Below are 22,728 nucleotides of genomic sequence, written 5' to 3'. Positions count from 1 at the left end.
ACAAGGCCTCCTCCTTCATTAAAAGTAAATAGCTAGTACTAATTTATCATTTTTTACAAAAGTTTTCCACAGAAAGAAAAGAAAAAAATTTTTTATAACAATTATCCACATTATCCAGAAGAAAAAAAAAGAAGAAAAACACAGGGAGGAAAAAAAGATATCCACAAGAGTAATCAACAGGTGGATAAGTGGTGTAAAACTAGAGATTTACCCAGTGGGATGTGGATAAAAAAAGTAATAATGACAGTACTTACAGAAATTAATGCACAGGAAATTATGAAATTGTGGATTACTTATTTTCAGCTGTTTATTCTGTGTAAAAACCAAGGGTAAATTACTGTGGAAAACTTCTGTGTATAACTTTATCCACATTGAAAACACAGCGCGAAAAATACCGTTGTGGATAAAATGAGAGAATTATTTTCGAATAAAAGCTTTTTTTTATATTGACAAATCACCTAAGTACTCGTTATACTATCAAAGTATGTCTGTGTTTAATTCATGTACATGTAGATAAGAATTTCTGGAGGTGGAACAAGATGAAAAGAACATACCAACCAAATAAACGTAAACGTCAAAAAGTTCACGGATTCCGTAAACGTATGAGTACTAAAAATGGACGTCGTGTTTTAGCTAGCCGTCGTCGTAAAGGAAGAAAAGTTCTTTCAGCTTAGACCACTGGGGTTACAGTGGTTTTTTTTATGCCCTTTTTTAGAGGAAAAGGTGAAAGACTTATAGGAAATATGGTATGATTGGGAGCGTAAGTGAGAGATAGAAAAGGAAAGAAAACGAATGAAAAAAGCGTATCGAGTGAAAAAAGAACGAGAGTTCCAAGCGGTGTTTCAAACCGGCGCTTCCTTTGCTAACCGTAAGTTTGTCGTGTACCGTTTAGAAAAGAAGGAACAACCGCATTTTCGTGTTGGCTTATCTGTAGGTAAGAAAGTCGGAAACGCTGTATGTCGCAATGAAGTAAAACGAAAAATCCGTGCGGCGATCTATTCATTGAAAGAAGAGATCGAGCCGGAATTAGATTTTATTGTGATTGCTAGACCAAGCATCAAAGGACTGACTTACGATGAGATTCGCTCCAACTTAGTCCATGTCTTAAAGCTTGCAAAAATAATCGACAGAGAGGAAAAGAGTAAGTGAAGAAATACAAACGTTTACTTTTGATGGCCGGACTTGTCGGTCTGATCATCGTCTTATCCGGTTGTGGAACTGGAGAAGTCAGCGCACAAAGTACAGGAATTTGGGATCGCTACATTGTTTATTATTTTGCAGAAGCGATTAAAGCATTGTCATTTGGAAATGTTGGGATCGGGATCATTTTATTCACGATCATCATTCGCGTAATTTTATTACCATTAATGCATTTCCAAACAAAAAGTATGCGTAAGACCCAAGAACTTCAACCAAAACTAAAAGCGATCCAACAAGAATATAGTTCAAAAGATCCTGAAACACAAAGTAAGTTAAGAGAAGCACAACAACGGTTATATGCTGAAAATGGTGTAAATCCATATGCAGGTTGTTTGCCTTTATTAGTACAAATGCCAATCTTAATGGCTTTATGGCAATCAATTTCTCGTGTTCCTGCGTTGAGTCAAGGTCACTTCTTATGGTTGAACTTAGGGAACGCTGACCCAACCTTTATTTTACCAGTGTTGGCTGCCATCTTTACATTTGCAAGTACGTATTTATCAAGCATGAGCCAAGTGGAATCGAACGCTTCATTGAAAGTCATGAATTTTGCGATGCCAGTGATGATCTTAGTTATGGGGGTCAATTTAGCCAGTGGACTTTCATTATACTGGGTAGTATCAAATGCTTTCCAAGTGTTCCAAACACTATTGATCAATAATCCATTTAAAATCAAACGTGAGCGTGAAGAAGAAGCACAACGTATCCGTGAAAAAGAACGTGCTTTGCGTAAGGCACAAAGTCCTAAGAAAAAACGTAAAAAATAAGGGAGGGAATGCAAATGCCGATTTATGAAGCTGCAACCGTAGATGAAGCTGTTGAAATTGGATTGAATGAGTTAGGACTAGCAAAAGAGCAAGTCGCTATTGAGATACTTGATGAAGGAAAAAAAGGATTTCTCGGAATGGGAAAAAGAAATGCCAAACTTTCAATCGAACCGAATATCAGCGAAGTTGTCTCTGAAACGATCGAAGAAACCGTAGAAGAAGTGTTGGAAGAAACATCTGTTCAAACAGAAGATACGGGTGAAATCGAACCTGAGGACTTGATTGAAGAAAAAAGTGAATTAGGTGACGAAGCAGCTTTATCGGAATTAGCAACCTATCTCACTGAGATCTCCCAGCAACTAAATGCACCAGCTGTAGTAAAAATGACACGAGAAGCGAACTTGATCGTCTTCCATTTAGAAACGGATAAACAAGGTCTGTTGATCGGCAAACATGGAAAAACGTTAAATGCTTTGCAATATTTGGCGCAAGTGTTCATTCATCGAGTAGCCGGTAATAAACTCTCTGTCGTGGTAAACGTGGGCAACTATCGTGAAAAACGACAAGAGATCATCCAACGTTTAGCTGAGCGCACCGCAGAAAAAGTCTTGCGTACGGGACATCCTGTATTTTTAGAACCGATGCCTGCGTTTGAACGCAAACAAATCCACGCGGCATTAAGTAAACATGAGGGAGTACAAACCCACTCAGAAGGTGATGAACCATATCGTTACTTAGTTGTCGAACCAGCTAGCTAGCGATTACGAAGAGAAGAACCAAAATCTTGCGATCAGATTGACAAACTTTTCCAAACAAAGTATATTTTATTAGAAATCATTCTTATCGGAGTATACGATGGTAGTCTTTACTTTGGTAGAAAAAACGTGCAGAGCGAAAGCTCTGCACGTTTTTTTGTGATCAGCCAATCGTTGTTTGGACAAATTGGATCACGGTACCGTAAGCAAAAAGTTCGATGATCTGTTTGCCATCTCGGGGTTTTTGTTGATATTCAAAGTGACAATTGATGACTGCATTTGCGCCATAATCTAACACTTTCTTTTTTAATTTTTGTTTTGTTGTCAAGAACATGTCATCACTATTGAATGTAGGGTCGAATAAGTCTCCTTCAATACATTCTGCGACAAATACGATATCTCTGACGATATATTTTTGATTGATATTCCCTGTCGATAACACCACTTCATTGATTCGTGGATCATCTACTCCGTCTACTGCACTAGGCTTAAATTGGGCCATAATTTTTGCTCCTTTCGGTAAAGAAAAAGTATGTAGATACCGTTACCATTTAAGTGTAACGTTTTTTGGAACAAAGATAAAGATATAAGAGTAGATTTACTTCTATAGAGAGTGATCTAATGATAGTTTCAGTCAAAAGAACCCTGTGCAGAAAAAGTTTAAGATTGATTAGTGACTCTCATAAAAATAAATAAAAAAGCTTGATTACTAGAATTAGATATGATAGTCTATGACCAGAATTTAAACAGAACAAGCAGTCAAAGTGCGAAGTTCACCATTTATTGCAAAGGGTGAAGTGGGCACTTTTTTTGTGCGTAAAATGAAAAAGGAAGTGAAAAAATGGCTGAAATAACCTTAGAATTTGATACGATTGCAGCAATCTCTACGCCACCAGGTGAAGGGGCGATAAGTATTGTGCGTTTAAGCGGTGATCAAGCGTTGACCATTGCCAATAAAGTCTATCAAAGTGGCAATAAACAGTTGTTGGATGTTCCTAGTCATACGATTCATTATGGGCATATCGTCGATCCCAAAAGTGAACAATTAGTCGATGAAGTCATGGTATCCGTCATGCGCGCACCACGAACATTTACCCGAGAAGATGTTGTAGAAATCAATTGCCATGGGGGCATCGTTGTCGTCAATCAAATTTTACAGCTTCTATTAAGAGAAGGCGCACGTTTAGCAGAGCCAGGAGAATTTACAAAGCGTGCCTTTTTAAATGGACGAGTTGATTTATCCCAAGCTGAAGCAGTCATGGACCTGATCCGTGCGAAAACAGACAAGGCGATGGGTGTCGCGTTGAACCAATTAGATGGAAATCTGTCTGCATTGATCCGTTCCCTTCGACAAGAAATTTTAGAGACATTAGCACAAGTCGAAGTGAATATCGATTACCCTGAATATGATGATGTCGAAGAATTGACGACAAAACTTCTATTAGAAAAAGCGCAGATGATCCAACAACGTATCGAAGTTCTTTTAGCAACATCACAACAAGGCAAGGTCTTACGAGAAGGATTAAGTACGGCCATCATCGGTCGTCCAAACGTTGGTAAGTCAAGCTTACTGAACCATTTATTACGAGAAGAAAAAGCCATCGTGACAGATATTGCGGGAACGACAAGAGATGTGATTGAAGAATACGTCAATGTTCGTGGCGTACCGTTGAAACTGATCGACACAGCAGGTATTCGGGAAACAGAAGATATCGTGGAACAAATCGGTGTTGCTCGTAGTCGTAAAGCTTTGGCAGAATCTGAATTGATCTTACTTGTCTTGAATCAAAGCGAGCCGTTGACGATTGAAGATGAACAGTTGTTGGAAGCAACAAAAGGATTGAAACGGATCATTCTATTGAATAAAACTGATTTACCGAAACAATTAGAGGAAGACAAGCTTTTATCATTGATCGAGGATGAACCAGTATTCGCTGTTTCGGTTGCCAATAATGAAGGATTAGACCGATTAGAAACGGCCATCTCTGAGTTGTTCTTTGGCGGGCAAACTGGCGAAAGAGATGCAACTTATGTATCCAATACCCGTCATATTGCCTTGCTCGAAAAAGCGGCCATCTCTTTACAAGAAGTGATCGCAGGAATCGATGCGGGTATGCCTGTTGACCTAGTTCAAATGGATATGACTCGCTGTTGGGATTACCTTGGTGAAGTCGTAGGAGATAGTGTCCAAGATGAACTGATCACACAATTGTTTAGTCAATTTTGTCTTGGAAAATAAAGGAGGAACAGTTCTTGAATCATTATCAAGCAGAAGAATATGATGTGATCGTTGTCGGTGCAGGACATGCTGGTTCAGAAGCCGCTTTGGCTGCTGCACGTATGGGGTCAAAAACGTTACTATTAACGATCAATTTAGATATGGTGGCATTTATGCCATGTAACCCTTCCGTCGGCGGTCCAGCCAAAGGCGTTGTCGTACGCGAGATTGATGCACTAGGCGGCGAAATGGGTAAGAATATTGATAAGACATACATTCAAATGAGAATGTTGAACACTGGGAAAGGACCTGCTGTCCGAGCATTACGTGCACAAGCAGACAAGCATGCCTATGCCAGTGAAATGAAACATACAATTGAAAAAGAAGAGAATTTGACACTAAGACAAGGAATCGTTGAAGAATTGATCGTTGAAGATGGGGTTTGTCATGGTGTAGTCACTTCAACCGGTGCAAGCTATCGTTCAAAAGCAGTCGTTATCACTGCAGGTACCGCATTACGTGGTGAGATTATTATCGGTGAATTAAAATATTCATCTGGTCCGAATAACTCACAACCATCAATTGGTTTAGCCAATCACTTAAAAGAATTAGGTTTTGCCATTGATCGTTTTAAAACCGGAACGCCTCCACGTGTGAAATCAAGTACGATCGATTACTCTGTTACAGAAGAACAACCGGGAGACAAGGAGCCAAATCATTTTAGCTTTGCCACACCGGACAGTGCCTATAACTTAGAACAAGAACCTTGTTGGTTGACTTATACAGGTGAAACGACCCATCAAATCATTCGTGACAATCTTCACCGCGCACCAATGTTTACAGGAATCGTTGAAGGCGTCGGCGCACGTTACTGCCCATCGATCGAAGACAAAATCGTCCGTTTTGCAGACAAACCACGTCATCAACTCTTTTTAGAACCAGAAGGATTGAATACAGAAGAAGTGTATGTTCAAGGGCTTTCAACTTCACTTCCAGAAGACGTCCAAGTGGATATGTTGCATTCGATTGCTGGATTAGAAAAAGCAGAAATGATGCGTACGGGCTATGCCATTGAGTACGATGTGGTCGAACCACACCAGTTACGTCCAACATTAGAAACGAAAGTCGTAGAAAATCTTTATACGGCCGGTCAAACCAATGGGACAAGTGGATATGAAGAAGCAGCGGGACAAGGGCTGATTGCAGGAATCAATGCAGCATTGAAGGTTCAAGGAAAAGAGCCATTAGTCATCAAACGTAGTGACGGCTATATCGGTGTCATGATCGATGATTTAGTCACAAAAGGAACGAATGAACCTTATCGCTTACTGACGTCCCGAGCAGAATATCGTTTACTTCTTCGTCATGATAATGCTGATCTACGCCTAACGGAAATGGGTCACCAGATCGGTTTAGTAAAAGAAGATCAATATGCTGCTTACTTGAAAAAGAAAGCAGCAGTTGAACAAGAAATCAAACGTTTGATGAACGTTCGTATCAAACCGACAGCAGAAGTCCAAGCCTTTTTAGCAGAATTAAATGCTGCACCATTAAAAGATGGTGTGCTAGCAAGTGATTTCTTGCGTCGCCCAGAAATCACCTATGCCGATCTATTACGATTTATTCCAGAAAATGCGGAGTTAACACGTAAAGAAATCGAGCAAGTTGAAATTCAACTAAAATACGAAGGATACATCAAAAAAGCATTAGAAAAAGTAGAAAAACTAAAACGGATGGAAGCCAAACGCATCCCAGAAAACATTGACTACGCTGCGATCAACGGATTAGCAACGGAAGCAAAACAAAAGCTTCAAAAAATCCGTCCAGAAACCATCGCACAAGCAAGCCGCATCAGCGGTGTCAATCCAGCGGACCTAAGCATCTTGATGGTCTACATCGAACAAGGGAAGATTGCGAAAGTGGAAACATCTGCTTAAATAAAGCACTAAACAAAAAAAGAGCCGACGAATGATTGATTCGTCGGCTCTTTTTTTGTTAGCAAGAACATAGAGTAAATTACTTATGTAAAAAAGAAGAAACCTGAATATCCCATCGACTGATCAGCCACCTATTTATACATGCACCAATAAGAAACCCACAAGTATTTACAAAAACATCCCCTAAATCAAAAATACCTAGGTAAAAGAAATATTGGATCCATTCAACGCCTAAGACAGCTGAAAGGACTAAGATAGTATTAGTATTCTTCCAACTTACTGGTAAAATCCAGTCTAAAGGTAGAAACAGTAAAATATTAAACAGAACAATCATTGGATCACCATAAATCAAATCCTTCACCCACGAAAATAGCTGAAATTCTACGCCTCGTATCCCGATATTTTTTAAGAAAAGTAAATAAATAAGAAAGGTGATGTACAGCAAAGAAAAAAAGACCAGCCATTCTCGATAGATGTTTCTGGTGAAAGCACAGTGAAGACTGACATAAAGGAATAACGTAATGATTATCATTAAGAAGAAAGGAACCCAAAAATCGACAGGCCAGATGGTGGAAAAAGCGTAATAGAATAATAATAGAGATAACGCATGAAAAACCATCGAGAAAAAAGCAGGCAAGAAAGTAGCATTAAAAATTTTTAAAAATAACATTTTAATTTTATTTTCGATCTAAAAAACCTCCTTATTTTTGTTATAATCAATTGAGATTAACTTTATAAAAAATATACGTCACAACACTTGTCTTTCTCTCTATAAGTATACATAAAATAACTTAATATTGAAATGTGATCGCAGAATAAAATGAAATATACGTATCTTATTGTGAAGCATTGACAAAAATAGTAGCTAACTGAAAGGAGGATCTATGAACAAACGGCTTTGGTTAGGTGTATTAGTGATCATTATCTTAGGAGGAATCGGAGGAAAGATCTACATGGATAAAAGAGAAGAAGATCTTCAAGAATTGCTAGAAATACAGAAGGATCTGGCAAATTATGTGTATAACAATTATCGTCTCTATGTAAACAATCGGGAGAAAGAAGAAGAAATTTTCAGAAAGTATGACTGCGGACAAGGTGAAATGACCACGGAAGAATATTTGAAAGCATTGTTAGAGGTCAGAGAATATAAGGAGATAACTAAAATTGAATTTACTGGATATTCAGTGAGTCCGATGAATTTTTTGACCATTTATTTCACTGTTAATGGAGTATATGAGGAGGAAGTAAGTTTAAGTACTATTTCCGCAGAAACAAATAAACCTATATACATGATTTCTGATAGCACTGGAACTGGTCCTTATTATATTACAAAAAGAAAAGAAAAAATTAATTCGATTATGGCAGATGAACAAATTATCTATTACGAAGGAGGGATAGATTGATGGATCAAAATAGGTGGCTATCTGATTCTGTGTATAAAGTTGAAGATGGATTGATAAAAGTAAATCATCTAGTAAAAGAAATCCCTTATATAGTCATAAAAACAGTAGATACAAATAAAGAAAAAATCGGTAATGAATCTAAGCCAAAGAAAAATAGTATGCAAGCAATGGTAGTTGCTAAAATAAAAGAGGAATATCTTGGGTACAATGAAGAGCAATTAAAAAAAGTACCTGGCTTCCCTGACTCCGTCATCACCAAAAACCTTACGATTGCTTACGCTGGCACGACTTCGCTCAAAGATTGGTATACTAACCTTGAGGAAATTGGTCGAAGTAATAAACACTCAAATGGTGCATTTGCTTCTGCCTTGAACTATGCCCATGAAATTGAAAAGCAGTATCCCAAATCAGATGGCTATACGATCTCAACGCACTCGTTAGGTGGCGCTAAAGCACTTTTTGTCGCAGCGATCAATGGTTATGACAGTGTGACGTACGGCGCGGCAGGACCAGGGCTTGCACAAGCCTTATTCGATAATCACAACGGTACCCTGATCAATATCTACGACACTTCGGATGTCGTCACGAGTGGGCTTTTCACTGGTGGGAAAGGGATGCTTCCAATCAATAGTTTTGGAATCGATAATTCGGGCTGGGAAACATTTGGACATTCGCTGGATCAATTCAGAACAGATGAAGAGGGAAATTATATCGATAAGCATGGACAGATCATCGTATACGTCGATGGCAATGGGGGGATCTTGTTAGCCCCAACTTTGTGGCAACAAACACTTTTGGAAAACGAAGCAATGATCAAACTACTAGCAGTCAGTGGCGAGCATACGCTAGATGAAATCAAGCGTGTGAAAGAAGAAAATGAGTGGCTCAAGGTTCAAATCAAAGAATTCTTGACCTTAAAAGAGTTACAACAGAAGCTGACTGCAAGTGGCGGCGGACTTTCTCAATCAGAAAAAATTTATTTAGAGGATAGCCAAGCATTAGCTGTAGTACGGACCGCAGCAAGTAAATTTGATGAGGCGATGAGCAATGTTCGCGTGATTTACCAAAACGGGATCACGGAGTTGGAAGAGTTATGGAATGACTGGTTGGGAAGAGTACGCAATTATACCCCACATTTGACGTACAACGAGGTAATTGAAACATTAGCCGAAGTTAATTGTACAAAATGGGAGATTGTCGATGAGCCAACACAGGAATTTAGAGATAAAATCCGGCAGATCGATCAGATGTCAGAACAGTTTCAAACACTCGCCGATGAAATCACCCAAAAAATCAATGAAATGGTGGCACGTGACAAAGAATTAGCGAATCAATTGTTCTAACCCTTGCTACAAAAGTGAACGATCGATAAAAGCACTATTGAGAAGTGATTGTTGTCTAAATAAATAATAGAAAATAAAGGAATGTGAGCAATGGGCAGCACACTCTTTTTGTGTTGTCCGAGGGCGGATTATTTTTTTATTGTAGAACAAGAATTTACCTACTTCCGAATTTGGCATAACCTCCTTTAAATTTATATATAGAAAGATTGCAACTCGACTCATTTTGCGTTAAAGTAGGAAGAGATTCTGTGAAACAATTAGCTGTTTCACAATGAAAGGAAAAATTATGACACCAGAAGAATTTCGCCAAGTCTTGGCAGAAAAAGACATTCATTTATCGGATAAGCAAATGGCGCAGTTTGACCGTTATTTTCATTTATTAGTGGAGTGGAATGAAAAAATGAATTTGACGGCGATCACTGATCGAGAAGAAGTTTATTTAAAACACTTTTATGATTCATTGACGTTGGCATTTGATGTTGATTTTTCAACTGGCCTGACTTTATGTGACGTCGGCTCAGGAGCTGGGTTCCCAAGTATTCCTTTAAAAATTGCTTTTCCTGAGTTACAAATAACGATTGTTGATTCCTTGAATAAGCGAATCACTTTTTTAACTGAGTTAACGAATCAATTAGAAATCGATGCATCTCTTTATCATGATCGTGCAGAAACATTTGGGCAAAATCCGCAATTCCGTGCATCATTTGATTTTGTGACTGCTCGTGCAGTGGCACGTTTGAATGTATTGACGGAACTGTGTTTACCATTAGTGAAACAAGAGGGCTATTTCTATGCACTGAAAGCTGCGAAAAGCGAAGAAGAATTGGCAGAAGCGAAACCAGCGATTGCGCAATTAGGTGGTAAATTTATCGGAGAGCAAGCAATTGAACTACCTAAAATCTCGGACAAACGCCACATTCTGATTATACAGAAGAAGAAACCAACACCGAAGAAGTATCCAAGAAAACCTGGGTTGCCGAATAAGCAACCAATCAAGTAGGAGGAGAAGAGATGGCACAAATTATATCCGTTACAAATCAAAAAGGCGGCGTTGGTAAAACAACGACAACTGTAAATCTAGGTGCTTGTTTAGCAAGTTTAGGTAAACAAGTGTTGCTTGTAGATATGGATGCACAAGGAAATGCCACTAGCGGAGTAGGCATTCGTAAACCTGATGTGACAAAAGATATTTATGATGTATTAGTCAATGAGTTACCAATTGCTGAAGCGACAATTGCTACTGAACATGAAAACTTGAGTATTGTGCCTGCCACTCTTCAATTAGCGGGAGCGGAAATTGAATTGACCTCAATGATGGCAAGAGAATCACGTTTAAAAAGTTCACTGGCTGAAGTCAACGATCAGTATGACTACATTTTAATTGATTGCCCGCCATCTTTAGGTCATCTAACCATCAACTCATTTACTGCAAGTGATTCGATTTTGATCCCTGTGCAGTGTGAATACTATGCGTTAGAAGGGTTAAGTCAATTGCTGAATACTGTTCGCTTGGTACAAAAACACTTCAACCCTGAATTGGAAATCGAAGGGGTATTATTGACGATGTATGACGCTCGAACGAATCTAGGGAATGAAGTGGTGGAAGAAGTACGGAAGTATTTCCGTGAAAAAGTGTATGACACAGTGATTCCTCGAAACATTCGTTTGTCAGAAGCACCAAGTCATGGAAAACCTATCATTGATTATGATCCGCGTTCCAGAGGCGCTGAAGTGTATCAAGCATTAGCAAAGGAAGTGGTCGATCGTGAAGAAAAGTAAAGGACTAGGCCGGGGAATCGACGCGCTGTTTCAAGATTTGGAAAATTTAGAAACAGTCAACGTGAAAGATGAAACTGTCATTCAGTTGCCACTAAACGAATTGCGTCCTAATCCGTATCAACCACGTAAAACATTTGAAGAAGTATCATTGCAAGAATTAGCGAACTCGATCGAGTACTCCGGTGTCTTTCAACCGATCATTGTTCGTCGTTCGTCGGTGAAAGGTTATGAGATCATCGCAGGTGAACGTCGTTTCCGGGCGTCTAAGTTAGCTGGCAAAGAAACGATTCCTGCAATTGTCAGAGATTTCGACGAAGAAGCGATGATGCAAGTTGCAGTTTTAGAAAACTTACAACGTGAAGACTTGAATCCTTTAGAAGAAGCAGAAGCTTACGAGATGTTGATGAAGAACTTAAAGTTGACACAAGCTGAAGTCGCAAGTCGTTTAGGGAAAAGTCGTCCTTATATCGCAAACTATTTGCGTTTATTGACATTGCCTGATTTGGTGAAAGAAATGGTCCAAGATCAAAGATTATCTATGGGACAAGCTCGTACGTTACTTGGATTAAAAAATAAACAATTGATATTAAAATTAGCCAATCGTGTCGTAACAGAAAATCTAACGGTTCGACAATTAGAGCAGATCGTTTCCGAGCTGAATCAAAATGATGGGCAAGAAAAGAAAAAAATCCCACGTTTAGCAAAGGAAAAACCGTATTATATCCGTGAGAGTGAAGATCGCTTGATGGATAAATTTGGAACAAGTGTCGCCATCCAAGAAAAGAATGGGAAAGGTAAAATCGAAATCGAATATCTTTCACAAAATGATTTAACTAGAATTCTTGATATTCTAAATATTCAATTTGATGAAGAATAAACAGAGGGAGGCTATGTTATGTACGACTTACATGATATCGTAGAAATGAAAAAACCTCATGCTTGTCAAACGAACCGTTGGGAGATCATCCGAATGGGCGCTGATATCAAAATCAAATGTATGAATTGCGGTCATATCGTGATGATGACCCGTCGAGAATTTGAGAAAAAAATGAAAAAAGTACTTGAAAAAAATGTAGAGAAAGAGTGAATGAATTTATGGCATTAACTGCTGGAATTGTGGGTTTACCCAACGTAGGAAAATCAACTTTGTTCAATGCAATTACAAAGGCGGGAGCAGAGGCTGCCAACTATCCTTTTGCGACTATTGATCCAAATATTGGAATGGTTGAAGTACCTGATTGGCGTTTACAACGTTTAACAGAATTAGTAAAACCAAAGAAAACTGTACCAACAACCTTTGAGTTTACAGATATTGCTGGAATCGTTAAGGGTGCAAGTAAAGGTGAAGGATTAGGAAACCAATTTTTAAGTCATATTCGCCAAGTAGATGCAATCTGTCATGTCGTTCGTTGTTTTGACGATGACAACATCACACACGTAGAAGGACGTGTCGATCCTTTAGCAGATATCGATACGATCAATCTAGAGCTTGTCTTAGCAGATTTAGAGTCAGTGACGAAGCGCTATACACGTGTGGCAAAAATTGCAAAAACAAAAGATAAAGATGCAGTCGCTGAATTAGCGGTGTTAGAGAAAATCAAACCAGTATTAGAAGATGGACGTTCAGCACGTTCGATCGAATTTACAGAAGAAGAACAAAAAATCGTTAAATCTTTATTCTTGTTAACAACAAAACCGATCTTGTATGTTGCGAATGTGGCAGAAGATGAAGTAGCAAATGCAGATGCGAATGAATATGTTCAAGCAGTCCGCAATTTTGCTGCAGAAGAAAATGCAGAAGTGATTGTCGTTAGCGCCAGAGCAGAAGAAGAAATTGCTGAGCTTGACGACGAAGATAAAGCAGAGTTTCTTGAAGCATTAGGCATTGAAGAGTCAGGGTTGGATCAATTGATTCGTGCGGCGTATGACCTATTAGGATTAGCAACATACTTTACAGCAGGTGAACAAGAAGTTCGTGCGTGGACGTTCAAAAAAGGAATCAAAGCGCCACAAGCTGCAGGAATCATCCATACCGATTTTGAACGTGGCTTTATCCGTGCAGAAACAGTCTCATTTGAAGATTTAGACCAATACGGAACGATGCACGCAGCGAAAGAAGCCGGACGTGTACGATTAGAAGGGAAAGACTATGTCGTTCAAGATGGCGACGTTATGTTATTCCGTTTTAATGTATAAAAAGGCTATCATACGGTGTATGTGATATGTTAAAATGTCTTTTGTGACAACCGTCAGCGTCTAAGGAGGACTGTAAAATAATGGAAGCAGAACAGTTACGCGAAATCGTAAAAGAAAATGCGCAGTTAGAAGAACAACTAACAAAACGTAATCAACAATATATTTTTGACTTAAAAAAGTCGCTAGAAGCAGCGAATTTATCAGAAGAAGAAAAAGTAACGGCTTTGCATGAGATGTTACCCGTTTTAGTATCCGAACAAAAAGGTGGGAAAACAGCCCGCCAATTATTTGGAACGGTATCTGAAAGAACAGAAGCAATCATCAATAAACCGGTTGAAGTGAGAACTTCTTCGACACCAACGTTGATGTGGTTGGACAATACCTTACTCTTACTCGGATTATTGAGTGTCATGATCGCAATCACTGGATTGTTTTCACGTGAAACAACACCTGCTTATGGAATCACCACACTTGTACTAGGTTCAGCTATTGGTGGATGGGTCTTTTACTTGATGTACAAGTATATTTACCAGTATGAGTATCCAGGTGCTGATCGTAGTAAAAAACCTGGAATGGGTAAAACCTTGTTGATTTTGGGTGGAACGACATTGATCTGGGTCATTGCTTTTTCAGCAACAACCTTGTTGCCACCAATCGTTAACCCGTTATTAGATCCAGTGGTGATCATCATCATCGGTGCAGCAGCTCTTGCGTTGCGTTACTATTTAAAGAAAAAATATGGCATCGTTGGCAGTCTTTCTGTTCCAAGAAGATAATTTATTGGACTTAGAAATTATGTGACTTACGAGACGAACAAAAAAAAAGAGAATGTGTTAGCATTACGCTGCACGTGCTCTTTTTTATTGTTTATTTCTATTGATTTGACAGTGACGACCATGATCTCAAAACGTTTTTTTTATTATTATAAAAAATAATAAAAGAGTGTTATTATCAAATAATAGAGATGATCACTGATGTTATAAAATATGTTGAGCGAGATAGTTAAACGATAAGGGGTGAATGAATATGAAAAAAGTCAAATGGATATTTTCTATCAATGCTGACGGAGTGCCTCTGTTTGGTTATGCCGGAATCAAAACTGGACAATTTATTCTTGGGCATGGAAAAAAGTTTCAAAAAGAAATGCGGTCTGTTTTAGGGCCAGAAATCGAGCTGGATTTCATTAGCTATAATACAAGAAACCCAGAGACACTAACTGCTGATTTATTTGTGTATACAGATGTCGATGAAAAGTATCTTGACGAAGAGACGAAGAAAAAAGGCTTAAGCATTCCCTATAAACTATATTATTTGAATGAAATTGAAAAGATCAAAGAATCGATCGAAGCAAATGTTTAAAAAGTGAATTGCATCTTTTCTTTCTTGAAGTGTACTCGTTTCAGTTTAGTAAAAATATTGAGTAAGAAAAAAGAACGTGCAGTGTAAGACGAAAGCGCTAACTAACATTTGATTTTGATCAAACATTAGGAGACGCTTCATTATGCTGGTACGTTTTTTTTTAGGATTCACTGAGTAGTTCCTTAGAAAAAACAAGGGATTAGTAGAAGTTGTTGACTTACAAAAGAAAATCGATTATTTTAGTAGATAAACTAAACAAGAGGAGTGGTACTAAAAATGTCCAACTGGGAAACAAAGTTCACGAAAAAAGGATTTACTTTTGATGATGTCTTATTGATACCAGCAGAAAGTCACGTGTTACCAAACGAAGTGGATATGAGTGTACAATTAGCAAAAAATATCAAATTGAATATTCCTATCATCAGTGCAAGTATGGATACAGTTACTGACAGCAAAATGGCGATTGCTATGGCAAGACAGGGTGGTCTAGGTGTCATCCATAAAAACATGACAATCAGCGAACAAGCAGACGAAGTACGTAAAGTGAAACGTTCTGAAAGTGGTGTAATCATCGACCCATTCTTCTTGACACCACAACACTTGGTCGCAGATGCTGAAGAATTAATGAGCAGATACCGTATCAGTGGAGTTCCAATCGTCGAAACATTGGAAAATCGCAAATTAGTAGGAATCATTACAAACCGTGATATGCGTTTTGTTACAGACTTCCATATCGAAATCAGCGAAGTCATGACAAAAGAAAACTTAGTAACAGCCCCAGTAGGCACTTCTCTAAAAGATGCAGAAAAAATCTTACAACAACATAAAATCGAAAAACTACCGATCGTTGATGATGCAGGTCGATTAAGTGGTTTGATCACGATCAAAGATATCGAAAAAGTAATCGAGTTTCCAAATGCAGCAAAAGATGAACATGGTCGTTTGTTGGTAGCTGCCGCAGTTGGTGTCACTAGCGACACCTTTGAACGTGCACAAGCTTTACTTGATGCTGGCGCAGATGCCATTGTCATTGATACGGCGCATGGACATAGCGCAGGTGTAATCCGTAAAATCCAAGAAATTCGCACAACATTTAAAGATGCAACATTGATTGCTGGTAATGTAGCAACAGCAGAAGCAACAAAAGCGTTATACGATGTAGGTGTTGACGTGGTGAAAGTAGGTATCGGACCAGGTTCGATTTGTACGACACGTGTGGTTGCTGGTGTGGGTGTTCCCCAATTAACAGCCATTTACGATGCAGCTTCAGTTGCGCGCCAATATGGAAAAACCATTATTGCAGATGGTGGGATCAAATATTCTGGTGATATCGTCAAAGCTTTAGCAGCGGGTGGTCATGCGGTTATGTTAGGTAGTATGTTGGCAGGAACCGATGAATCTCCAGGTGAATTTGAAATCTATCAAGGTCGTCGCTTCAAGACATATCGTGGAATGGGTTCATTAGGCGCCATGGAAAAAGGATCAAAAGACCGTTACTTCCAAGGTGGCACGAATGAAGCCAATAAGTTAGTGCCAGAAGGTATTGAAGGCCGTGTAGCGTACAAAGGAAGCGTAGCAGACATTCTCTTCCAAATGATCGGTGGCTTAAAATCAGGGATGGGTTATGTTGGCTCTGCAAACCTAAAACAATTAAGAGATGATGCACAGTTCATTCAAATGAGTGGCAGTGGTTTGAAAGAATCTCACCCACATGATGTACAAATTACGAAAGAAGCACCAAACTATTCTGTAGAATCATAATCAAACTTCTTGAACATAAAAAAGCAGCTAAGCAATTCGTGCCAACGAATCACTTAGCTGCTTTATTGTTTATTTGATTACTTTTAGGTTCCCCATGTAAGGCACGAGTACTTCTGGAACTGTGACTGAACCATCTTCATTTTGATAGTTTTCAAGGATGGCAGCAACCGTACGGCCAACTGCTAAACCAGAACCATTCAATGTATGTGCATAATGGATTTTTCCATCTGCATCTCGGTAACGGATCATCGCACGGCGCGCTTGGAAATCTTCACAGTTTGAGCAAGAACTGATTTCACGATACGTATCTTGTGCAGGGATCCATACTTCTAAATCGTACGTTTTCGCTGCTGAAAAGCCCATATCTCCAGTTGATAATGTCATAACACGGTAAGGTAAGTGTAATTTTTTCAAAATGTCCTCTGCGTCAGCGGTCATTTTTTCAAGTTCTTCATATGAATGTTCTGCATCAGCGAATTTCACCATTTCTACTTTATTGAACTGATGAAGACGAATCAATCCACGAGTATCACGACCGGCACTACCTGCTTCTGAACGGAATGCTGGGCTAAGTGCAGTGAAGTAAACAGGTAAATCTTCTTTTGCTAAGATTTCATTGCTGTAGTAGTTTGTTAAAGGAACTTCAGCTGTTGGGATCAAAGTTAAATCTGTATCAGCTAATTGGAAAACATCTTCTTTAAATTTAGGGAATTGACCAGTACCAAACATGGCTTGGCTATTTACAGCGTAAGGCGTCATCATTTCAGTATAGCCATGTTCATAGACGTGTTGATCTAACATAAAATTATAAAGGGCACGTTCTAAGCGAGCACCTAATCCTTTATAGTAAACAAAGCGGCTTCCTGATACTTTTGCCCCACGTTCAAAATCAAGAATACCTAGATTTTCAGCAATTTCCCAGTGAGGTTTTGGTTCAAAAGCAAATTGACGAGGTTCACTCCAGCGACGAGCTTCCACGTTATCCTCTTCATCTTTACCTACTGGCACGGAATCATGAGGTAAATTAGGAAGAGTTGTAGCGATTTGTTGTAATTTTTCATCCACTTGTGCAACTTCTTCGTCTAGTGCTTTGATTTTCCCACCGACTTTTTTCATTTCAGCGATCTTCGCAGTTGCATCTTCTTTATTACGCTTTAATTGGGCGATTTCAGCAGATACATCATTACGGTATTTTTTCAATTCTTCACTTTCAACCAACAATTTTCTGCGAGATTCATCTAACTCCACAAACTCCGCTAAGACTTCTTTTTTAACGCCACGTGACGTTAATTTTTCTTGTACATAGTCAACATTTTGACGGATCATTTTAATATCTAACATTTCTTTTCCTCCTTTTTTTGTATAAAAAAAACCAGCTCATCCAAAGAAATATCTTGGGACGAACTGGTTTGAGTTTCGCGGTACCACCCAAGTTCAGTCTATCGAGACTGCACTTGTAAACAGATAACGGCTGTTACCGACCTTTCTTATTTCGAAAGGCACATTGGGTGAACTGGAACTTCGAAATTATTTTTTACTGATTTGCACCAACCATCAGCTCTCTTGAAAAAAATAAAATGTACTGGGTTCACTGTTTTCTTCTATTTGTATTCTAAGAATAGCGAAAAATTTAGTTTCCGTCAATATGTTCTGTCAGATTGCCGACTAACTTTTCATTTTTTTTAAGCGGGAAATGCATGATAAAAGACGTCCAATCTTGATCTGACTTCGCATAGATATAGCCACCGTGCAATGCTACGATACTTTGTGCAATGGCTAGACCAAGCCCTGTCCCGCCAGTTTCTTGTGAACGGGATTCTTCCACACGGTAAAATCGATCAAATAGATTGTCAATGGCTTGTTGAGGAATCATGGCACCATTGTTTTTGACAACAACGATGACTTCTGAACCAAGTTGTTCAATTTCAATGATGATTTTAGTAGCTCCTTTGCCATATTTTAGGGCATTGGTTAATAAATTATTGAATACGCGAACCAACTTTTCGGTATCACCATCCATGATCAGTGAATTGATTGGAGATTCAACAAAAATTTGAATATCCTTTTTAGAAGCTTCTAGTTCAAAATCAGCTGCCAATTGTTCAATCAATTGGATCAAATCAAATGCAGAAAAATTCACAGGAACCGCCGGCTGACGTACCTTGGTATACTCGAACAGATCTTCTACCAATGATTTCATTTGTTTCGCTTTGACATAAGCAGTGTGAGTATATTTCAACAGATCTTCTTCTGTTTGATATTGACCATCTTCAATAAGACCTAAATAGCCAATAATTGATGTTAAAGGTGTGCGAATATCATGACTGACGTTTGTAATCAGTTCGTCTTTTGATTTTTCGATTTTACGTTCGTCTTCAATCGCCGCTACCGTACTGTCCACTAAGCCATTGATACTTTTGACTACACGACTAAGATCGCCACTTAATTCGAAAGGGATACGATGGTCATAATTGCCATTAGCGATATAATGCAATTCACTAATAATGTGTCGTAATTGCATTTGTCGGTAGCGACGAATCAATCGCCAGTATAATACACCAACATCTAATAGAAAGAACACAGGAAAAATAAAATTTCGGCCATTCCAAAACAAATCACTATCTAAACGCTGGGCAAAGATATTTTTAGAATCCCAAATAGCGTTTGTCAAAGAAGGTGAACTACTGATGATCGAACTGATAATAACCAACATCGCTACATTCAATAGAAGCAGAAGGATGATCGTAATGATTCCTTCTGCTAATAATTCACTGATTTCTTTAGATGTCAGATTGATCCGGCGTCGTTTTTCGATCACTTTTTTATCTTGCATCAATTTTATAGCCCACTCCCCAAACGGTTTGAATGACTTTTTCTCCACCAGTTGCTTCTTCAATTTTATCTCTTAGATGACTAACATGAACCATTACTGTTTTAGCAGAAACGATACTTTCTTGTTTCCAGACACGTTCAAAGATCTCATCTGCACTGAATACATGGTTAGGATGACTTGCAAGGAGATATAGAATACCAAATTCTAAGGCAGTCAGTTGGATTTCTTTTCCATCGATTGTTTTGACTTCATGGGAATCTTTATTGATGATCAAGGCATTTACTTCTAGGACATCCGGTTGATCTGGTGTCACTTGCATTTTTGTGCGACGTAACAAAGATTTCACACGAGCCATTACTTCAAGAGGATTAAATGGTTTTGTTACGTAATCATCCGCTCCAGCTACTAATCCTTTGATTTTATCCATATCAGTCGTTTTCGCTGTTAACATGATGATCGGGATTTGTGATTCTTTTCTTAATTCTTTTACTACTTGCATGCCATCCATTTCAGGCATCATGATATCTAGAATAAGTAATTCAATATCAGGGATTGTTCGTACTTTTGATAATGCTTCTTTTCCATCATAGGCTTTTACTGCTTCGTAGCCTTCATTGTGTACGTAGATACTAAGTAATTCAACAATTTCCTTGTCGTCATCTGCGATTAATATTTTCATAAATAGATCCTCCATCGATTAATGTGTTTACTCTTAATATTTTAGCAAAAAAAAAGATAAATAGATAAAAGCAGCGCTTTGTTAAGGAAAATTTTAGAAGAAGAGGGGGTAGAAGGGGTGGAAACCTAAGATAAAGGAGGAAACAAAAATAGAAAGTGATTTAAATCAAGGAGAAACATCATTTAAACGAAGTAATAAATTGAGAACACTTATACAGCAATAGTAAGAAAAAATAAATTTGATCAAACAAACTAAAAGATGAACATTATCTCGGTGGAACTAGTTTAAACAGGAGAAAAAACACGTAAAAACGAATGATTTTGTGCTTCCTGTTTTTAATGATCGACTCTCTTAAAAATGTTGATAAATCAGCCTTTTTTTAGTTGACTTTCAAAATTGATGTTGGTATATTATTATTTGTTCGAAAGAACGGAAAACAAACAAATCGATTCTTAAAATTAGTGATTGACATGTTTGTTAACACATGATAAGATAACGAAGTTGCTTTGGAGTGATTCACTGATTGAAGTTAGTTTCGCAAAGAAAAAAACAAAAAAAGTGATTGACAAATAACAAACAACAAGTTATTATAAGTGAGTTGCTAAAACGACCTCGTGAAAAACGAGTTGAAAAAACTTTTAAAAAAATAGTTGACAATCATCCGAGAGTTTGCTAAGATATAAAAGTTGCTACGGCAATCACAAACGATAAGTTGAGGCAGTTGTGTTTCAATTATCACGTAGACCTTTGAAAACTGAACAAAGTAAGACAAACCAAATGTGTAGGGCGTCTTGATTCAATTCAAGACAACAAACATTTTTAACAAGCAAGCAATATGCTAGCAAACAATTGAGCTTAACAATCGAAAGATTGTTCTAACTTTTATTATGAGAGTTTGATCCTGGCTCAGGACGAACGCTGGCGGCGTGCCTAATACATGCAAGTCGAACGCCTCTTTTCCCACCGGAGCTTGCTCCATCGGGAAAAGAGGAGTGGCGAACGGGTGAGTAACACGTGGGTAACCTGCCCATCAGAAGGGGATAACACTTGGAAACAGGTGCTAATACCGTATAACAATCGAAACCGCATGGTTTCGTTTTGAAAGGCGCTTTACGGTGCCGCTGATGGATGGACCCGCGGTGCATTAGCTAGTTGGTGAGGTAACGGCTCACCAAGGCCACGATGCATAGCCGACCTGAGAGGGTGATCGGCCACATTGGGACTGAGACACGGCCCAAACTCCTACGGGAGGCAGCAGTAGGGAATCTTCGGCAATGGACGAAAGTCTGACCGAGCAACGCCGCGTGAGTGAAGAAGGTTTTCGGATCGTAAAACTCTGTTGTTAGAGAAGAATAAGGGTGAGAGTAACTGTTCACCCCTTGACGGTATCTAACCAGAAAGCCACGGCTAACTACGTGCCAGCAGCCGCGGTAATACGTAGGTGGCAAGCGTTGTCCGGATTTATTGGGCGTAAAGCGAGCGCAGGCGGTTTCTTAAGTCTGATGTGAAAGCCCCCGGCTCAACCGGGGAGGGTCATTGGAAACTGGGAGACTTGAGTGCAGAAGAGGAGAGTGGAATTCCATGTGTAGCGGTGAAATGCGTAGATATATGGAGGAACACCAGTGGCGAAGGCGGCTCTCTGGTCTGTAACTGACGCTGAGGCTCGAAAGCGTGGGGAGCAAACAGGATTAGATACCCTGGTAGTCCACGCCGTAAACGATGAGTGCTAAGTGTTGGAGGGTTTCCGCCCTTCAGTGCTGCAGCTAACGCATTAAGCACTCCGCCTGGGGAGTACGACCGCAAGGTTGAAACTCAAAGGAATTGACGGGGGCCCGCACAAGCGGTGGAGCATGTGGTTTAATTCGAAGCAACGCGAAGAACCTTACCAGGTCTTGACATCCTTTGACCACTCTAGAGATAGAGCTTCCCCTTCGGGGGCAAAGTGACAGGTGGTGCATGGTTGTCGTCAGCTCGTGTCGTGAGATGTTGGGTTAAGTCCCGCAACGAGCGCAACCCTTATTGTTAGTTGCCATCATTTAGTTGGGCACTCTAGCAAGACTGCCGGTGACAAACCGGAGGAAGGTGGGGATGACGTCAAATCATCATGCCCCTTATGACCTGGGCTACACACGTGCTACAATGGGAAGTACAACGAGTCGCGAAGTCGCGAGGCTAAGCTAATCTCTTAAAGCTTCTCTCAGTTCGGATTGTAGGCTGCAACTCGCCTACATGAAGCCGGAATCGCTAGTAATCGCGGATCAGCACGCCGCGGTGAATACGTTCCCGGGCCTTGTACACACCGCCCGTCACACCACGAGAGTTTGTAACACCCGAAGTCGGTGAGGTAACCTTTTTGGAGCCAGCCGCCTAAGGTGGGATAGATGATTGGGGTGAAGTCGTAACAAGGTAGCCGTATCGGAAGGTGCGGCTGGATCACCTCCTTTCTAAGGAATATTACGGAGACTACACACGTTTGTCGATACTTTGTTCAGTTTTGA

At 39.3% G+C, this 22,728-nt stretch carries 21 protein-coding genes, 1 rRNA gene and 1 other annotated feature; of the genes, 17 read left to right on the top strand and 5 right to left on the bottom strand.

All coding sequences use genetic code 11. The annotated features are described in order from the left end of the window. Window positions 1-539 precede the first annotated feature (539 nt). The 4 genes from rpmH (at window position 540) to jag (ending at window position 2,725) form a co-directional block, all read left to right on the top strand. Window positions 540-674: a 50S ribosomal protein L34 gene (rpmH, locus tag IGK01_RS13910; protein WP_002293121.1), complete on the top strand. Its 135-nt coding sequence runs from the start codon at window positions 540-542 to the stop codon at window positions 672-674. 118 nt (window positions 675-792) lie between these two features. Next, window positions 793-1,149: a ribonuclease P protein component gene (gene rnpA, locus IGK01_RS13905; protein ID WP_010734564.1), complete on the top strand. Its 357-nt coding sequence runs from the start codon at window positions 793-795 to the stop codon at window positions 1,147-1,149. Continuing rightward, entirely contained in the window at window positions 1,146-1,967 is an 822-nt protein-coding gene (locus IGK01_RS13900) for a YidC/Oxa1 family membrane protein insertase (protein WP_010734565.1), read from the top strand. Before rnpA ends, IGK01_RS13900 begins: the two co-directional genes overlap by 4 nt. A gap of 14 nt (window positions 1,968-1,981) precedes the next feature. Next, complete coding sequence (gene jag, locus IGK01_RS13895) at window positions 1,982-2,725, top strand: RNA-binding cell elongation regulator Jag/EloR (protein WP_062805932.1); 744 nt, start codon at window positions 1,982-1,984, stop codon at window positions 2,723-2,725. Window positions 2,726-2,885: 160 nt separating this feature from the next. Here jag and IGK01_RS13890 read toward each other — a convergent pair whose 3' ends face one another. Continuing rightward, window positions 2,886-3,224, bottom strand: a complete 339-nt coding sequence (locus tag IGK01_RS13890; protein WP_010734567.1) for a heavy metal-binding domain-containing protein — start codon at window positions 3,222-3,224, stop codon at window positions 2,886-2,888. 339 nt (window positions 3,225-3,563) lie between these two features. Between IGK01_RS13890 and mnmE the strand changes: the two genes are divergently transcribed. Next, complete coding sequence (mnmE, locus tag IGK01_RS13885) at window positions 3,564-4,961, top strand: tRNA uridine-5-carboxymethylaminomethyl(34) synthesis GTPase MnmE (protein ID WP_010734568.1); 1,398 nt, start codon at window positions 3,564-3,566, stop codon at window positions 4,959-4,961. Between the two features lie 14 nt (window positions 4,962-4,975). Continuing rightward, a complete protein-coding gene (gene mnmG, locus IGK01_RS13880; protein ID WP_137073068.1) occupies window positions 4,976-6,877 on the top strand; it encodes a tRNA uridine-5-carboxymethylaminomethyl(34) synthesis enzyme MnmG in 1,902 nt (633 codons plus the stop codon). Between the two features lie 79 nt (window positions 6,878-6,956). Here the strand turns inward: mnmG and IGK01_RS13875 are convergent, their stop codons facing one another. Next, window positions 6,957-7,409: a VanZ family protein gene (locus IGK01_RS13875; protein WP_226076015.1), complete on the bottom strand. Its 453-nt coding sequence runs from the start codon at window positions 7,407-7,409 to the stop codon at window positions 6,957-6,959. Between the two features lie 352 nt (window positions 7,410-7,761). Between IGK01_RS13875 and IGK01_RS13870 the strand changes: the two genes are divergently transcribed. From IGK01_RS13870 to guaB, 10 genes are all read left to right on the top strand, one after another. Beyond that, a complete protein-coding gene (locus IGK01_RS13870; protein WP_023520590.1) occupies window positions 7,762-8,280 on the top strand; it encodes a hypothetical protein in 519 nt (172 codons plus the stop codon). Further along, window positions 8,280-9,623, top strand: coding sequence for a triacylglycerol lipase (locus tag IGK01_RS13865; RefSeq protein WP_438840832.1), 1,344 nt, complete (start codon window positions 8,280-8,282; stop codon window positions 9,621-9,623). The genes IGK01_RS13870 and IGK01_RS13865 overlap by 1 nt, the downstream gene beginning before the upstream one ends. 286 nt (window positions 9,624-9,909) lie before the next feature. Further along, entirely contained in the window at window positions 9,910-10,623 is a 714-nt protein-coding gene (rsmG, locus tag IGK01_RS13860; RefSeq protein ID WP_010734577.1) for a 16S rRNA (guanine(527)-N(7))-methyltransferase RsmG, read from the top strand. A gap of 11 nt (window positions 10,624-10,634) precedes the next feature. Beyond that, window positions 10,635-11,402, top strand: a complete 768-nt coding sequence (locus tag IGK01_RS13855) for a ParA family protein (RefSeq protein WP_438840831.1) — start codon at window positions 10,635-10,637, stop codon at window positions 11,400-11,402. Further along, window positions 11,389-12,279, top strand: coding sequence for a ParB/RepB/Spo0J family partition protein (locus IGK01_RS13850; RefSeq protein ID WP_010734579.1), 891 nt, complete (start codon window positions 11,389-11,391; stop codon window positions 12,277-12,279). The genes IGK01_RS13855 and IGK01_RS13850 overlap by 14 nt, the downstream gene beginning before the upstream one ends. Before the next feature lie 18 nt (window positions 12,280-12,297). Beyond that, window positions 12,298-12,489: a DUF951 domain-containing protein gene (locus tag IGK01_RS13845; RefSeq protein WP_010734580.1), complete on the top strand. Its 192-nt coding sequence runs from the start codon at window positions 12,298-12,300 to the stop codon at window positions 12,487-12,489. An 8-nt stretch (window positions 12,490-12,497) separates the two neighbouring features. After that, window positions 12,498-13,598 (top strand): redox-regulated ATPase YchF, encoded by a 1,101-nt coding sequence (gene ychF / locus IGK01_RS13840; protein WP_010734581.1) that lies wholly within the window; start codon window positions 12,498-12,500, stop codon window positions 13,596-13,598. A gap of 80 nt (window positions 13,599-13,678) precedes the next feature. Beyond that, window positions 13,679-14,374: a DUF1129 domain-containing protein gene (locus IGK01_RS13835; RefSeq protein ID WP_010734582.1), complete on the top strand. Its 696-nt coding sequence runs from the start codon at window positions 13,679-13,681 to the stop codon at window positions 14,372-14,374. 250 nt (window positions 14,375-14,624) lie between these two features. Next, window positions 14,625-14,957: a hypothetical protein gene (locus IGK01_RS13830; RefSeq protein ID WP_023520588.1), complete on the top strand. Its 333-nt coding sequence runs from the start codon at window positions 14,625-14,627 to the stop codon at window positions 14,955-14,957. A 276-nt stretch (window positions 14,958-15,233) separates the two neighbouring features. After that, window positions 15,234-16,718 carry an IMP dehydrogenase gene (gene guaB, locus IGK01_RS13825; protein ID WP_010734584.1) on the top strand — a complete coding sequence of 495 codons (1,485 nt, stop codon included), beginning with the start codon at window positions 15,234-15,236 and terminating at the stop codon, window positions 16,716-16,718. Between the two features lie 69 nt (window positions 16,719-16,787). Here the strand turns inward: guaB and serS are convergent, their stop codons facing one another. The 3 genes from serS to IGK01_RS13810 form a co-directional block, all read right to left on the bottom strand. Beyond that, on the bottom strand, window positions 16,788-18,059 hold the full coding sequence (gene serS / locus IGK01_RS13820) for a serine--tRNA ligase (protein WP_010734585.1): 1,272 nt from the start codon (window positions 18,057-18,059) through the stop codon (window positions 16,788-16,790). A 51-nt stretch (window positions 18,060-18,110) separates the two neighbouring features. Then, window positions 18,111-18,316 (bottom strand) — a binding site (T-box leader). 32 nt (window positions 18,317-18,348) lie between these two features. Beyond that, window positions 18,349-19,554: a sensor histidine kinase gene (locus IGK01_RS13815; protein WP_023520586.1), complete on the bottom strand. Its 1,206-nt coding sequence runs from the start codon at window positions 19,552-19,554 to the stop codon at window positions 18,349-18,351. Beyond that, the gene (locus IGK01_RS13810; RefSeq protein WP_010734587.1) at window positions 19,541-20,230 is read right to left on the bottom strand and encodes a response regulator transcription factor; all 690 of its coding nucleotides are present in this window, start codon (window positions 20,228-20,230) and stop codon (window positions 19,541-19,543) included. The genes IGK01_RS13815 and IGK01_RS13810 overlap by 14 nt, the downstream gene beginning before the upstream one ends. An 883-nt stretch (window positions 20,231-21,113) precedes the next feature. On the opposite strand from IGK01_RS13810, the gene IGK01_RS13805 reads away from it, so the two are divergent. Continuing rightward, window positions 21,114-22,674: ribosomal RNA gene (locus IGK01_RS13805) — 16S ribosomal RNA — on the top strand. Window positions 22,675-22,728 lie beyond the last annotated feature (54 nt).

This window comes from Enterococcus sp. AZ080, assembly GCF_051714945.1.
Taxonomy (GTDB): domain Bacteria; phylum Bacillota; class Bacilli; order Lactobacillales; family Enterococcaceae; genus Enterococcus_B; species Enterococcus_B pernyi.
Note: the sequence above shows the minus strand (reverse complement) of the source record. Positions and strands in the feature narration are given on the sequence as shown.

Bases quoted from the DNA above. Each gene is read 5' to 3' on its own strand.
- guaB (WP_010734584.1), top strand. From the start codon at position 15,234: ATGTCCAACTGGGAAACAAAGTTCACGAAAAAAGGATTTACTTTTGAT.
- IGK01_RS13865 (WP_438840832.1), top strand. From the start codon at position 8,280: ATGGATCAAAATAGGTGGCTATCTGATTCTGTGTATAAAGTTGAAGAT.
- serS (WP_010734585.1), bottom strand. From the start codon at position 18,059: ATGTTAGATATTAAAATGATCCGTCAAAATGTTGACTATGTACAAGAA.
- IGK01_RS13855 (WP_438840831.1), top strand. From the start codon at position 10,635: ATGGCACAAATTATATCCGTTACAAATCAAAAAGGCGGCGTTGGTAAA.
- IGK01_RS13875 (WP_226076015.1), bottom strand. From the start codon at position 7,409: ATGATAATCATTACGTTATTCCTTTATGTCAGTCTTCACTGTGCTTTC.
- IGK01_RS13835 (WP_010734582.1), top strand. From the start codon at position 13,679: ATGGAAGCAGAACAGTTACGCGAAATCGTAAAAGAAAATGCGCAGTTA.
- IGK01_RS13870 (WP_023520590.1), top strand. From the start codon at position 7,762: ATGAACAAACGGCTTTGGTTAGGTGTATTAGTGATCATTATCTTAGGA.
- IGK01_RS13830 (WP_023520588.1), top strand. From the start codon at position 14,625: ATGAAAAAAGTCAAATGGATATTTTCTATCAATGCTGACGGAGTGCCT.
- jag (WP_062805932.1), top strand. From the start codon at position 1,982: ATGCCGATTTATGAAGCTGCAACCGTAGATGAAGCTGTTGAAATTGGA.
- rsmG (WP_010734577.1), top strand. From the start codon at position 9,910: ATGACACCAGAAGAATTTCGCCAAGTCTTGGCAGAAAAAGACATTCAT.
- rnpA (WP_010734564.1), top strand. From the start codon at position 793: ATGAAAAAAGCGTATCGAGTGAAAAAAGAACGAGAGTTCCAAGCGGTG.
- IGK01_RS13810 (WP_010734587.1), bottom strand. From the start codon at position 20,230: ATGAAAATATTAATCGCAGATGACGACAAGGAAATTGTTGAATTACTT.
- mnmE (WP_010734568.1), top strand. From the start codon at position 3,564: ATGGCTGAAATAACCTTAGAATTTGATACGATTGCAGCAATCTCTACG.
- IGK01_RS13845 (WP_010734580.1), top strand. From the start codon at position 12,298: ATGTACGACTTACATGATATCGTAGAAATGAAAAAACCTCATGCTTGT.
- rpmH (WP_002293121.1), top strand. From the start codon at position 540: ATGAAAAGAACATACCAACCAAATAAACGTAAACGTCAAAAAGTTCAC.
- IGK01_RS13890 (WP_010734567.1), bottom strand. From the start codon at position 3,224: ATGGCCCAATTTAAGCCTAGTGCAGTAGACGGAGTAGATGATCCACGA.
- ychF (WP_010734581.1), top strand. From the start codon at position 12,498: ATGGCATTAACTGCTGGAATTGTGGGTTTACCCAACGTAGGAAAATCA.